We start from the raw sequence: 13250 nt of genomic DNA, 5'->3' as shown, positions 1-13250 counted from the left end.
CGCGGCCGCCGCGTCGCGCCCCCTCCGGGAAGGACCGGTTCTGTCATGCCGTCCCGTCTCGCCGCGATCGGCGAACGTCTCCTGCCCGCCCGCGTCCGGCACGAACGTGCCGAGCAACGCCGTGCCGCACGGCGGGAGGCCGAGCGCGAGGAGGCGGAGCGGGCGCACGCCGAGGCAGTCGCCGCCCGCCGCGCCGAGCTGCTCGCGGGGGACGCCGATCTGCGCGAGATATCCCGGCAGGACCGGGTCTACATAGGCCGCCGGGTGCACTCCCTGGCCGCCGCCGACGCCCGCACCCGCAACCTCGCGCTCGTCGCGGACGCGCTGGAGCACGCCGGGGTCGAGTACTTCCTGCTGCCCGCGAACTCCCCGTTGCGGCACGCCGTCGGCATCCGTGCCGAGGACCGCAAGGCGTTCCTCGGCGCGCTGCGCGAGCTGTACGCCGGTACCGCCCTGTACGCCCTCAAGCCCGGCAAGGAGCCGTGGCCCGCCGAGGCCGCGCTGTACGCGGACGGCGCGCTGCCCACCGCGCTCAAGCGCCAGGACGTCATGCGCGTCGGCGAGATCCTGCTCGGCCCCGACGACCAGGTGCTCGCCGGTCTCGTCCACGGCTGCGACGTGGAGTACTGGCGCGACGGCGCCGCGCTCCTGGAGAAGGCCGAGGAGCCGCGCACCGCCGAGCGGCTGCGCTCCCTGCGCGTCCAGGCGCCCGAGCCCGTGCTGGCCGAGGCGCTGGTCGCCCCGCGCGGCAACCCGGTCTCCGACGTGCTGCCCGCCGACGCCCGCACCCCCGCGACCCGCACCGTGGCCGGCCGCGCCTACCCCACCTGGGAAGCCTTCCGGCGGCCCCGCGTGGAATCCGTCGATTTCCCGCTCGACGTCGTCTACACCTGGGTCGACGGCGACGACCCCCACCTGGCCGCCGCCCGCGAGGCGTACCGCCCCGGCGGTCCGCGCCGCATCCACGCCCGCGAGACCGGCAGCTCCCGGTACACCAGCCGGGACGAACTCAAGTACTCGCTGCGCTCGTTGGAGATGTACGCGCCGTTCGTCCGCGAGATCTACATCGTGACCGACGGCCAGACGCCGGACTGGCTCGACACCAGCGTGCCGGGCGTGCACATCATCGACCACAAGGACGTCTTCACCGACCCGACCGTGCTGCCGGTGTTCAACTCGCACGCGATCACCACCCAGTTGCACCACATCGAGGGCCTGTCCGAGCGCTACCTCTACCTCAACGACGACGTGCTGCTGGGCCGACCGGTCACCCCCGAGCACTTCTTCCACGGCAACGGCATCGCCAAAATCCCCTTCTCCGCCTACCAGTTGGGCCTCGGCGCCCCGCACCCCGACGAGCCCGCCCCCAACTCGGCGGGCAAGAACGTGCGTTCCCTGATCGAGGAGCGGCACGGGCGCTTCACCGTCAACAAGTTCATGCACACCCCGCATCCGCAGATCCGTGAAGTGATGCGGGACATGGAGCGGTGCTACGCCGAGGCGCTGGAGCAGACGAGCCGGTCGAGGTTCCGCTCGGTGACCGACATCGCGCCGGGCGCCTCCCTCCACCATCACCACGCGCTCCTCACCGGCCGCGCGGTGCCGGGCAAGTTCAAGCTGCGCTACATCGACGTGGCGCTGCCCGAGGCGCCCGAGCGGATGGCGCAGCTCCTCCAGGGACGGGCCTACGACTTCTTCTGCGTCAACGACGTGAACACCCCCGCCGAACGGCAGGAGGAGGTCGGGCGGCTGGTGTCCGGCTTCCTGGAGGCGTACTTCCCCTTCCCCAGCCGCTGGGAGAAGAATGCCCCGGCGCCGACCGCTCAGACCCCGGTCAGCGGCCCCCGCGATACGTCAACTGCTTGACGCGGCGCAGGAACGGGGTGGTCTCCACGTGGCGCACCCCGTCCAGGCGGCCGAGCGGGCCGCTGAGGTAGGCGTACAGGCTCGCGGTGTCGCGGACGACGACGGTGGCGACGAGGTGCGAGGGTCCGGTGGTGGCCGCGGCGAAGGCGACCTCGCCGTGCCCGGACAGGGCCTCGCCGACGGAGTGCAGGGCGGCGGGTTCGGTGGTGATCCACAGGGCGGCCGTGCGGGCCCGCCCGGAGCGTTCGTAGTCGTACTCGATGTCGATGTAGATCGCCCCCGAGGCGAGCAGGGCGGCGAGGCGGCGTTTGACGGCCGACTCGGAGCGTCCGGTGGCCCGCCCGAGCTCCTGGTGCCCGGCGCGGCCGTCCCGGCGCAGGACGGCGAGGAGCGGCTCGTCCTCGGGCTCGACGTGGGCCCGCGCCGTCGGGCGGACGGGGTGACCGGGCCGTAGCGCGGCGACCTGTTCCGCGTCCAGCGCACCGGACTTGACGATCCAGCCGCTCGGGCCGCCGTCGAAGCGGTGCAGCAACTGCTGGGCGTGGACCTCCATCACGCTGGGCGTGCGCGGGAGTTTGCCGAGCAGGAGGTCGTCGTGGTCGCCGGGGCTGCGCGGGTGGGTCATACAGACGATCTCGGTGCCGCCGGAGGCCAGTCCGATCCACGAGGTGTCGGGGCGCTTGGCGAGGGCCTCCGCGATGACGGGCGTGCTGTCCGGGGCGCAGCGCAGCCGGAGCATCCACTGGTCCTGGCCGAGGACGAACGCGTCGCGGCGGGCGACGACCCGGAGACCGGCCTCGGCGGTCAGGCGGCGGTAGCGGCGGGCGACGGTCTGGTCGGAGACGCCGAGGACCTGCCCGATCCGCGCGAAGGAGGCGCGGGCGTCCACCTCCAGGGCGGAGAGGATCAGGACGTCCAGCTCGTCGAACGTGTCGGATTTCGGCGTCTGCATCGGCTTCCCCGTCGGTTTTCACCGGCCCGCGGGCCGTAGCCGGGGTGTTCGGCCCGGTCCCGCGCATCGTACGGGCGAGGACGCGGTCACGCGTCGCGGTGTACGGGAAAGGCGGGAGGCGGGGACATGCGGACCTGGGGGACGCTCACGGCGGTGTGCCTGGGCACGTTCATGCTGCTGCTGGATGTGACGATCGTGGTGGTGGCGCTGCCGGACATGAGCCACGCGCTGGGGGCGTCGCTGGGCGACCTCCAGTGGGTGGTGGACGGCTACGCGCTCGCGCTCGCCGCGCTGCTGCTCGGGGCGGGCGCGGCGGCGGACGTGCTGGGGCGGCGGCGGACGTACGTCGCGGGCGTGGTGCTGTTCGCGGCGGCCTCGCTGCTGTGCGGGCTGGCGGCCGGGCCCGGGATGCTGGTGGCGGCGCGGGTGATACAGGGCGTGGGCGCGGCGGCGATGTTCGCGACGACGCTGCCGCTGCTCGGCTCGGTGTACCAGGGGAAGCAGCGGTCGGTGGCGCTCGGCGTGTGGGGCGCGGTGAGCGGCGGCGCGGCGGCGGTCGGGCCGGTGCTGGGCGGGCTGCTGGCCGAGGGTCCTGGCTGGCGGTGGATCTTCTTCGTGAACCTGCCGGTGAGCGTGGCGGCGGTGTGGCTGACGCTGCGGGTGGTGCCGGAGTCGCGCGGCGGCGGTGCGGGCAGCGCCTGGCAGCGGGTGGACTGGGCGGGTACGGCCGCCTTCGCCGCGTTCGCGGGCGGGCTGACGTACGCCGTCGTACGGGCCGGCGAGGACGGCTGGGGCGCGCCCGCGACGCTCACGGCGTTCGGTGGCGCGCTGCTGGCGCTGGTGGTGTTCGTGCTGGTGGAGCGGCGGGTCGCGCATCCGCTGCTGGACCTCTCGCTGCTGCGCAACCGGACGTTCGTGGGCGTGATGGCGGGGGCCTTCGCCTTCAACGCGGTGGCGTTCGGCGTGACGCCGTACCTGTCGCTGTGGATGCAGACGCTGCTGGGCATGAGCCCGGTGCGCAGCGGGCTGACGCTGCTGCCGATGACGGTCGCGGCGATGATCGTCGCGGTGCTGGTGGGGCGGCTGCTGCACGGGGCGCCGTCGCGGCTGACCATCGGCGGCGGGCTGCTGCTGATCGGCGCGGGCTGCCTGTGCCAGGCGGTGCTGTCCGCGGGCTCGGACTGGACGGCGCTGATTCCCGGGTTCGTGCTGGTGGGCGCGGGGACGGGCCTGGTGTCTCCGACCGTCGCCGGGGCCGCGCTCGCCTCGGTGCAGCCGCACCGGGCGGGTATGGCGGGCGGCGCGGTCAACACCGTGCGCCAGTTGGGCTACGCCCTCGGCGTCGCCGTCTTCGGCACGATCCTCACCTCGCGCATGGAGTCCACCCTCCCCCACGGGGCGGCCCACGCCCTGGCGGGCGGCGCGGCGGGCGCCCTGCGGGCGAGCTTCCCCGACGAGGTCCTGCACGCGGCGTTCGCCTCCGGCCTCGACCGCGCCCTCCTGACGGCGGGCGTCGCCGGTCTCGCGGCGGGGGCACTGGTCCTGGCGGTGGTCCGCACACCGCGTCCGGCGGCGGGGCAGCCGAAGGCGGACGCGGCGCCGGTGGAGACGCCGGTGCCCGGACGGGGCTAGACGCTCGCCGGGGCGCCCGGGCGGGCGAGGGGCGGCTCGGGCCTGTCGGCCGGGCCGCCCCCGTGCGCGTGCCGGTCGGCCGGGGCGCCCCGTGTGCGTGCCAGGACGGAACCGTCCGGTGCCCGGCGCCCCGCCGACACACCCCGGCCCGCCGTCCGGCCACCTCCTCCCCCCACCCACCACCACCCGAATCCCGCCCCAGCAGCGGCTCACTTCGCCGGACCGCCGGACGGCAACCCGTGACCAGGCCGTTGAGATTCGGTGGAGATTGGGGTGGGTTCGGCTGAGCGGTCGCCCCCGCCGTGTCCGTACCTTCCCCTTGTGCGGGCATTTTCCGGGCAACGGCGGGCACGTTTGGGTGGGTTGCCCGGATTCGGGACGGCTCCCATCCGGCCAACGGGTGGGGTAGCGTCACGGCGCTGTGAGGAACGGAGGGCGGAAATTTGCAGGGCTTCACCAATCCTCCGACGACAACGACGTCGGCATCGGCGCCGGCCGGCGGACTGGCCGACACCGTCTTCGAGTACGCCCGGGTAGACCCGCAGCACATCGCTCTCGGCCGCAAGGACGGGTCGGGCCAGTGGCGGGACGTGACCGCCGCCGAGTTCCGTGACGAGGTGCTGGCGCTGGCCAAGGGGCTGCTCGCGAACGGGATCCGGTTCGGCGACCGCGTCGCGATCATGTCCCGTACCCGCTACGAGTGGACGCTGTTCGACTTCGCTCTGTGGACGATCGGCGCCCAGGTGGTGCCGGTCTATCCGACCTCCTCGGCGGAGCAGTGCTTCTGGATGCTGTACGACGCCGAGGTGACCGCGGCCGTCGTGGAGCACGAGGACCACGCGATGACGATCGCCACCGTCATCGACCGCCTCCCCCGGCTCGGCCGCCTCTGGCAGCTCGACGAGGGCTGTGTACGGGAGCTGTACGACGCGGGCGCGCACCTGGACGACGAGCTGGTGCACCGGCACCGCCGCGCGGTCACCCCCGAGGCGGTCGCCACGATCATCTACACCTCGGGCACCACGGGAAGACCCAAGGGCTGTGTGCTGACCCACGGGAACTTCATGTTCGAGGCGGACGCGATCATCGACCGCTGGGAGCGGGTGTTCCACTCCAAGAAGGGTGACGAGGCGTCCACGCTGCTGTTCCTGCCGCTGGCGCACGTCTTCGGGCGGATGGTGGAGGTCGCCGCGTTCCGCGGCCGGGTGCGCTTCGGGCACCAGCCGGAGCTGCACGCCTCCGCGCTGCTGCCGGACCTGGCCGCGTTCCGGCCGACGTTCGTCACCGCGGTGCCGTACATCTTCGAGAAGATGTACGCGGCGGCCCGCCGCAAGGCGGAGAAGGACGGCAAGGAGGGGCCGTTCATGAAGGCGGTCGACGTGGCGGTGCGCTACGCCGCCGCGCTGGAGGCGAAGGCGTGGGGCACCGGCCCGGGTCCCTCGGCGGCGCTGCGCATGCAGCACCAGTTGTTCGACAAGCTCGTCTACTCCAAGGTGCGCGCGGCGATGGGCGGCCGGATCCGCAACGCGATGTCCGGCGGCTCGGCGATGGACCGCCGCCTCGGCCTGTTCTTCGCGGGCGCGGGCGTGCAGATCTACGAGGGCTACGGCCTGACCGAGTCGACGGCCGCCGCGACCGCGAACCCGCCCGACCGCACCCGCTACGGCACGGTCGGCCAGGCCGTCCCCGGGGTGGCGGTGCACGTCGCCGAGGACGGCGAGGTCTGGCTGCGCGGCGGCAACGTCTTCCAGGGCTACCTCAACAACCCCAAGGCGACCGACGAGTCCCTGCACGACGGCTGGCTGGCCACCGGCGACCTGGGTGTGCTGGACGAGGACGGTTATCTGACCATCACCGGCCGCAAGAAGGAGATCCTGGTGACCTCCGGCGGCAAGAGCGTCTCCCCCGGCGTCCTCGAGGAGCGGGTGCGCGACCATCCGCTGGTCCACCAGTGCATCGTCGTCGGCAACGACCGGCCGTACATCGCCGCGCTGATCACCCTCGACCAGGAGGCGGTCGAGCACTGGCTCCAGATGCAGGGCAAGCCGCGCCCGGACATCTCCCGGCTGGTGCGCGACCCGGCGCTCGAGACGGAGGTGCGGCGGGCGGTGGTGGCCGCCAACACGCTGGTGTCGCAGGCGGAGTCGATCCGTACGTTCCGTGTCCTGGCGCAGCCGTTCACCGAGGAGCACGGGCTGCTGACGCCGTCGCTGAAGCTGAAGCGGAAGGCGATCGAGAAGGCGTACGAGCAGGAGATCGACGCGCTGTACCAGGGCTGACGCCGGAGGAGATGCCCGGTCGGAACCGGACGGATCGCCGGTCAGGAATGCATTCGGGCCCGTGATCGTTGACCATGGTGTACGACCCTGTCCACAACCGAAGGATCAAGAGCTCGTGAGCAGCAAGGTCCCCCCGATCGTCCTCAACAACGGTGTCGAGATGCCCCAGCTCGGGTTCGGGGTCTGGCAGGTGCCGGACGGCGAGGCCGAGCACGCGGTCGCCACGGCGCTGGAGGCCGGGTACCGCAGCATCGACACAGCGGCGATCTACGGCAACGAAACCGGCACCGGCAAGGCCATCGCGGCCTCCGGCCTGCCCCGCGAGGACATCTTCGTCACCACCAAGCTCTGGAACAGCGACCACGGGTACGACGCGACGCTGCGCGCGTTCGACGCGTCCCTGGAGAAGCTGGGCCTCGACTACCTCGACCTGTATCTGATCCACTGGCCGGTGCCGGCCAGGGACAACTACGTCGACTCCTACAAGGCGTTCGAGAAGCTGTACTCCGACGGCCGCATCCGCGCCATCGGGGTGTCCAACTTCCTTCCCGAGCACCTCGAGCGGCTGATCTCGGAGACCTCCGTCGTCCCCGCGGTCGACCAGATCGAGCTGCACCCGCACCTCCAGCAGCGTGCGGCGCGGGAGTTCAACGCCGAGCAGGGCATCGCGACCGAGGCGTGGTCGCCGCTCGGCCAGGGCAAGGGCCTCCTCGAGGTGCCGGCCATCGTCGCGATCGCGCGGAAGCACGGCCGTACGCCCGCGCAGGTCGTGCTGCGCTGGCACGTCCAGCTCGGCAACATCGTGATCCCCAAGTCCGTGACGCCGTCGCGGATCAAGGAGAACATCGAGGTGTTCGACTTCAGCCTGGACGACGAGGACCTCGCGGCGATCAGCGCGCTGAACGAGGACAAGCGGCTGGGTCCGAACCCGGCCGAGTTCGAAGTGGTCTGAGACCTCCGGCCCGAGGTATTGGCCTGAACTCCCGTACACCACAAGGCCGTCCGCCCCGTCATCACCGGGGCGGACGGTTTTGTGCGCACGGCGAGCGCGACTCCGCCCGTTCTTCTTCGACTCCAAGGATCCCCCATGCGCCCCCGCCCCCTGGGCCTGGCCACCGCCGCCGGCGTCGTCCTGCTCGCCTCGGCGACGCTCTGCGTCGTCATGGACCGCTCCACCGGCTCGGCCCGCGAGGGCGCGGTGTCCGCGTCCGAGCTGCTGGCCAAGGTCACGTCCTGCGAGCGGATCTCCGCCGGGCTCTACCGCACCGACGAGGAGAAGCCGGCCACCGTCCCCGTCTGCGGCACCAAGGGCGCGGTGTTCTGGAAGGCCGACATGGACGTCGACTGCGACGGCCTGCGCACCGACAAGTGCAACAAGGACCGCGACCCCTGGTACCAGGACGACACCGCCTTCCACCAGTCCGACGGCAAGCCGCTGCGCGCCGACGCCCTCCCCTACATCGTGGTCCCCGGCTCCAGCGCCCTGTGGGACTACACCAAGTCCGGAGTGCGGGGCGGCGGCGTGGTCGCCGTCATCCACGACGCCAAGGTCCAGTACGCCGTCGTGGGCGACACCGGCCCCTCCCGCATCATCGGCGAAGCCTCCTACGCCACCGCCGAGTCCCTCGGCATCGACCCCGACCCGGCCACGGGCGGCGCGGAATCGGGCGTGACGTACATCCTGTTCACGGGCGCCGCCTCCAAGGTCGCTCCCATCGAGAGCCACGAGGCGGCGGTGAGGCTGGGGGAACGACTGGCGCGGGAGTTCGTGGGGCGGGGGTGAGCGGGCCGCTGTGCGGCTTCACTTGTGGGCGCGGAGGAAGGCGGGGACGTCCGCGCGGGTCGGGTAGTCGGGCAGCGGGGCCGGTTCGTCGCGGAGGAACGCGGTGATCACGGCGGCGGCGCGGCGGTTGTTGTCGTCCAGGCCGTTCCACAGGTGATGGCCGACGCCCGGCAGGTACTGGGTGCGCCGGATGCCGGGGTCGGCGGCCAGGACGGCGGTCGCCCACCGTCGCACCTGGGCGGAACACTCGGCGATCATCAGCATGGCCGGGACGTGGGAGCGCCTCAGTCGCGGGACGAGGGACGGCGAGTCCTTCACCGTCTGCTGCACGCGAAGACTGGCGGCGGCGCTGAAGGAGAAGTTCCCCGCGGTGTCCTCGACGGGGATGCGGTGCGCGTCGCGGGCGCAGTAGGCGGACGCGGTGTCGCCGCCGAGGTCGGCGGCGGTGAACGCGTTGTCCCCCTCGGCCTGTCCGATCAGCCCGGTGCCGGGAGTGAGAAGCCCGAGGCGCATGAGACCGAACGCCACCGCGTACCGGGGGACGTGTGTCGAGCGGGGGCCGTTCATCGCGGGGGCGAGACCGCGTGCGGAGGGGCGGCCGCGCTGTCCGTCGATGCGTGCGGTGGGGCCGTCCATGGGGCCGGGCTCCGCGATGATCGCCCGGTGTATGCGGGCGGCGACCGCGGGGGTGGCGAGGGCGCGGGTGAGGACGACGGCGCCGGAGGAGAAGCCGAGGACGTCCGCGTCCCCCCTGCCCCGGGGTCGCGTGGCGCCCACGTGGTCGAGGACGGCGGCGAGATCTCGGACCGAGCGGGATATCGAGTACTGGTCCATGGGAAGCAGACCGCTGCGCCCCGCGCCCGCCGGTTCGTAGGCGTACACGTCGTGCCCCTGACGCGCCAGCAGCCGCAGAAAGCGGTGGTCGAGCAGCGAGATCCCGCGTACGGGACCGCCGTTGAGATAGACGAGCGGAACGGCCGAGCGGGGTGCGGAGCCCGTCGGCGGATAGTGGTACACCGCGACCCGGCTGCCGGTGGACAGATCCCAGTGCCGCGTCTCCACGGAGGGCAGCGCGGGCGGATACCGGCGGGCGGTGGGCGCGGTGGGCACACACACCGACGCGGTGAGCGCCGCTGCGAGGAGCACGGGCAAAAGCAGCGCGAGGCGAGCCGCACGCGGGCGGCGCCTGCCTCGCCGGATCGCGACGGCGGCGCCGGTCACCGCGGTGACGCACCAGGCGGGAAGCCCGGAGCCCGCTCCGTCGGTGAGGACGATCAGCAGGAGGAAGACGGCGGTCAGCACGACGACGGCGCCAACCGCTGTGGCCACGCGTGCGGTTGAGCGCACGAGACGTAAGACGAACGCGGACATGACGGACCCCCCAGAGTTTCCGAACGCTGTTTCAAAACGACGTTATCAGAGAGGCTAGGCTGTCCGGCATGGGCAGGCCGAGAACGAACGACGAGGGCGTCGCGGAGCGGTTGGTGGCGTCCGCGACGGAGATGCTGGCCACGCGCCCCCGGGAGTCGGTCTCGGTGCGCGTCGTGGCGGCGGACGCCGGGACCTCGACGGCGGCGGTGTACTCCCTGTTCGGCGGCAAGGACGGCCTGATCGCGGCGGTGCGGGACCGGGCGGTCGCCGGGCTCTTCGCCGATCTGTCGGCGGTGCCGGCCACCGACGATCCCCTCACCGATCTGCACGCCCTTGCCGTCGCGTACCGGCGCTGGGGGCACGGCCACCGGCATCTGTACACGGTGCTGTTCGGCGGGGTGCAGTCCTTCGAGCCGTCGGGGCAGGTCGGATCGGCCGACCCGGTGGGGCCGCTCGTCGCGGCGATCGAGCGGGCGCTGGCGCGGGGCGTCCTCGACGGTGACGCCACCGCGATCGCTCTCTCGCTCTGGGTGGCACTCCACGGGCTCGTGACGCTCGAACTGGCTGGGGCGCTCGATCTGCCGGCGGCCGACGCGGCGTTCGGGGCCGCGGTGGGGGCGACGTTGCGGGGGTGGGCGACGGCCGAGGCGTTGCCCGGCCTGCGGCGTGCCCCCTGACGGGGGGGCGAGCCTCCGTCAGGGGGTCCGGCGGTTACACGGGACGTACCGCCGTGTGGATCGTGTAGGCGTCCAGGACGAAGACGTCCGGGCGGTGGTGGACGCCTGCCGGGTCGGTGGGGTCCAGGAGGCGGTCGAGGGTGGTGCGGTCCTCGGGGGTGAGGTCGTCGGGGGCGGCGTCGCGCAGGCGGGTGAGGGTGGTGGCCACGTGGGCGCGGCTCTCGTCGGTCGCCGGAGCGGGGAGGTCGAGGAGGAAGCTGCGGGTGCGGGTGGGGCGCAGTCCGGCGGCGGTCAGCAGGGCGCGCCAGTCCTCGGTCTCGGAGACGGCGCCGGAGAGCCCGGCGCGCATCCGGCCGAACCACTCCTCCTCCAGCGCGGTCAGCCGGGACTGGAGTCCGGGACGGCCGATGCCGATGTCGCGGGGCAGGAAGCGGGCGGGCAGTCCGCCTTCCAGGAGGGCCAACGTGCCGCCGGGGGCGAGGTGTTCGCCGAACGCGGTGAGCGCGGCCTGCTGGTCGCCGAGGTGGTGCAGGCTGCGGCTGGCCCAGAGCAGGTCGACGGGGCGGTCCAACTTCTTCAGCACGTCGGGGAGCTCGCCGGACAGGGTGCTGAACCGGTCGCCGAGGCCCCGCTGTTCGGCCCGCGCCTGTGCCCGCTCCAGCAGCGGGGCGGCGCCGTCGACCGCGACCACGTGCGCCTGCGGGAACGCCTCCGCGAACAGGCACGCCACGACGCCGGGGCCGCTGCCCGCGTCCACGATCAGCTCCGGGGCGGGCACCGCCTCGGCGAGCCAGGCGATGGCCTGCTCGTAGGCGGGGGTGTACAGCTCCGCCTGCGCCTCCAGCATGGGCCCCTGCTCGGCCCAGTCGAGGTCGGTGTGGGTGTGTCCGTGCGCCTCGTGGTGCTGGTGGTGGTCGTGCGCCATGGTGGGCCGCCTCTCGTGTCTGCCGGATGCCCGGATGCCCCGGATGCCGGCTGCCGGATGCGGCCAGCCTGCGACGGGGCGACGGGGGCGGGCCAGTTCTGTTGCCGTTACGGCAACTGCGGATGCCGGGTGAGCGGCGGCCGGGGTGGCGGAACGGTTCGGTGGCCGGGCGCGTCGTCCCTCAACGGGGTGCGAGGGACGCGCCCGGGGAGGGGAACGGCGTGCGCGGGAGCGGTTTCGCGGAGTGGACGCGGCGGTTCGAGGAGGAGCGCGGACGGCGAGCCGCCCTCGGGGACCCGGACTGGCGGAGGAACGCCACGGAGCACCCGGCGGTGTGGGCGAGCGTCCAGCGCTTCCAGGTCGGGGAGGACGGCGACGGCACCAGTCTCCTCGCCAAGGCCGACCGCGCGGGCGACCCCGACTACGCACGGGCGGCCCGCCTCTTCGTCGCGGAGGAACAGAACCACGCCCGTCTCCTCGCCCGGCTCCTCGCCTCGGCCGGCATCCCCACCCTCGCAGGGCACTGGAGCGACGCGGTCTTCGTCCGCCTGCGCCGACTGCTCGGTCTCCGCCTGGAGTTGCTCGTCCTCATGGTCGCGGAGCTGGTCGCCCTCCGCTACTACCGCGCCCTCCGCGACGGCACCGCCGACCCCCTCACCTCCCAGGTCGCGGCCCGCATCCTCGCCGACGAGGAACGCCACATCCCCTTCCACTGTGCCCGCCTGCACGCCTCGTTCGCCCGGCTCCCCCGGCTCCTGCGGCGCCCCCTCCTGTCCCTCTGGCGCCTGCTCCTCCTGGCCGCCACCCTCTTCGTCTCCCTCGACCACGGCCCCGCCCTGCGCCACCTCGGTGTCGGCCGGGCACGCTTCGCGGCGGACGTGCTGGGGACGAGCGGTGACGTGATCGCGGTGATCCTGTCGCCCGAGGCGAACGGGCCGCACGGGCCGCACGGCCCGGCTCAGGGCGACGCCGGCGGCGCCGACAGCCGCCTCACCCCCGCTTCCGATAAGCCCGCAGCCTGAACACCGGGTCCGCCCGGCGCCGGTCCTGATCCGGGAGGTGGGACACGAGCTCCGCGAAGCGCGTCGTCTCCGGGGCGCCCGGAGGAAGCGTGCTGAACCAGCCCCGGCCGAGGTCGGTGATGGTGGTGCGGGGGCTGCGCCCCTGGCCGACGCCCACGAACCGGCCTTCGCCCGCCGGGATCAGGCCGGCCTCGACGGCGTGGTCCGCGACAATGTCGGGGGCGTCGGCGGCGGGCGGTCGGGTGCGCGGGGCGAGGACGGCGTCGATGTCGCTGCCCACGTCGTGGGAGCGGGCCTTGTCGACGGTGGTGACGTAGGTCCCGCCGGGGCGCAGCACGCGCGCGACCTCCGCGAACACCGCGCGCCGGTCGGCCGGGTCGGCCAGCAGATGGATCAGCCAGATGCTGGTGACCGCCTCGAAGGCGGCGTCCGAGAAAGGGAGTCGGCGGCAGTCGGCGCGCAGGATCGCGCCGGGGACCACAGCGGCCGAGCGGTGGGCCATCGCGCGGGCGCGGTCCATGCCGGTCACCCTCAGGTCCGGGCGCGCTGTGGCCAGGCGCCGGGTGACAGTGCCGGTGCCGCAGCCGAGGTCCAGGAGGCGTCCGGTGCGGGCGGGGATCAGGGTGAGGACGGCCTCGGCGGCGGCGTCCGCGCGGGCCTCGCCGCCCCGGGAGGCGTCGTAACTGGCGGCTTCCTTCTCATAGTCGAGCACGCGGCCAGTGTGAAGTCGACGGGACGGCCAT

At 73.3% G+C, this 13250-nt stretch carries 11 protein-coding genes; 7 read left to right on the top strand and 4 right to left on the bottom strand.

Annotated features, from left to right (window positions below):
* Window positions 1-45: 45 nt before the first annotated feature.
* Window positions 46-1866 carry a stealth family protein gene (locus tag ACWEEU_RS05830; protein ID WP_451728895.1) on the top strand — a complete coding sequence of 607 codons (1821 nt, stop codon included), beginning with the start codon at window positions 46-48 and terminating at the stop codon, window positions 1864-1866.
* Here the strand turns inward: ACWEEU_RS05830 and ACWEEU_RS05825 are convergent.
* A complete protein-coding gene (locus ACWEEU_RS05825; RefSeq protein WP_385742075.1) occupies window positions 1835-2818 on the bottom strand; it encodes an Lrp/AsnC family transcriptional regulator in 984 nt (327 codons plus the stop codon). The genes ACWEEU_RS05830 and ACWEEU_RS05825 overlap by 32 nt on opposite strands.
* A gap of 126 nt (window positions 2819-2944) precedes the next feature.
* Between ACWEEU_RS05825 and ACWEEU_RS05820 the strand changes: the two genes are divergently transcribed.
* The 4 genes from ACWEEU_RS05820 (at window position 2945) to ACWEEU_RS05805 (ending at window position 8512) form a co-directional block, all read left to right on the top strand.
* Window positions 2945-4450 (top strand): MFS transporter, encoded by a 1506-nt coding sequence (locus ACWEEU_RS05820; protein ID WP_385742077.1) that lies wholly within the window; start codon window positions 2945-2947, stop codon window positions 4448-4450.
* A 443-nt stretch (window positions 4451-4893) separates the two neighbouring features.
* A complete protein-coding gene (locus tag ACWEEU_RS05815) occupies window positions 4894-6729 on the top strand; it encodes an AMP-dependent synthetase/ligase (protein ID WP_385742079.1) in 1836 nt (611 codons plus the stop codon).
* A gap of 115 nt (window positions 6730-6844) precedes the next feature.
* Window positions 6845-7681: an aldo/keto reductase gene (locus ACWEEU_RS05810; protein ID WP_385742081.1), complete on the top strand. Its 837-nt coding sequence runs from the start codon at window positions 6845-6847 to the stop codon at window positions 7679-7681.
* A 135-nt stretch (window positions 7682-7816) separates the two neighbouring features.
* Entirely contained in the window at window positions 7817-8512 is a 696-nt protein-coding gene (locus ACWEEU_RS05805; protein ID WP_385746428.1) for a glycoside hydrolase family 75 protein, read from the top strand.
* 18 nt (window positions 8513-8530) lie between these two features.
* Here the strand turns inward: ACWEEU_RS05805 and ACWEEU_RS05800 are convergent, their stop codons facing one another.
* The gene (locus ACWEEU_RS05800) at window positions 8531-9883 is read right to left on the bottom strand and encodes an alpha/beta hydrolase (protein ID WP_451728889.1); all 1353 of its coding nucleotides are present in this window, start codon (window positions 9881-9883) and stop codon (window positions 8531-8533) included.
* A 68-nt stretch (window positions 9884-9951) separates the two neighbouring features.
* Between ACWEEU_RS05800 and ACWEEU_RS05795 the strand changes: the two genes are divergently transcribed.
* On the top strand, window positions 9952-10560 hold the full coding sequence (locus tag ACWEEU_RS05795) for a TetR/AcrR family transcriptional regulator (RefSeq protein WP_451728886.1): 609 nt from the start codon (window positions 9952-9954) through the stop codon (window positions 10558-10560).
* A gap of 34 nt (window positions 10561-10594) precedes the next feature.
* Here the strand turns inward: ACWEEU_RS05795 and ACWEEU_RS05790 are convergent, their stop codons facing one another.
* A complete protein-coding gene (locus tag ACWEEU_RS05790; RefSeq protein ID WP_451728883.1) occupies window positions 10595-11485 on the bottom strand; it encodes a class I SAM-dependent methyltransferase in 891 nt (296 codons plus the stop codon).
* 221 nt (window positions 11486-11706) lie between these two features.
* Between ACWEEU_RS05790 and ACWEEU_RS05785 the strand changes: the two genes are divergently transcribed.
* On the top strand, window positions 11707-12507 hold the full coding sequence (locus ACWEEU_RS05785) for a ferritin-like domain-containing protein (protein WP_451728880.1): 801 nt from the start codon (window positions 11707-11709) through the stop codon (window positions 12505-12507).
* On the opposite strand, the gene ACWEEU_RS05780 is transcribed toward ACWEEU_RS05785, so the two are convergent.
* Window positions 12476-13219, bottom strand: a complete 744-nt coding sequence (locus ACWEEU_RS05780; RefSeq protein WP_451728877.1) for a class I SAM-dependent methyltransferase — start codon at window positions 13217-13219, stop codon at window positions 12476-12478. The genes ACWEEU_RS05785 and ACWEEU_RS05780 overlap by 32 nt on opposite strands.
* Between the last annotated feature and the right edge of the window lie 31 nt (window positions 13220-13250).

The organism is Streptomyces sp. NPDC005004 (assembly GCF_053600675.1).
This window is presented reverse-complemented; position numbering and strand designations above follow the sequence as displayed.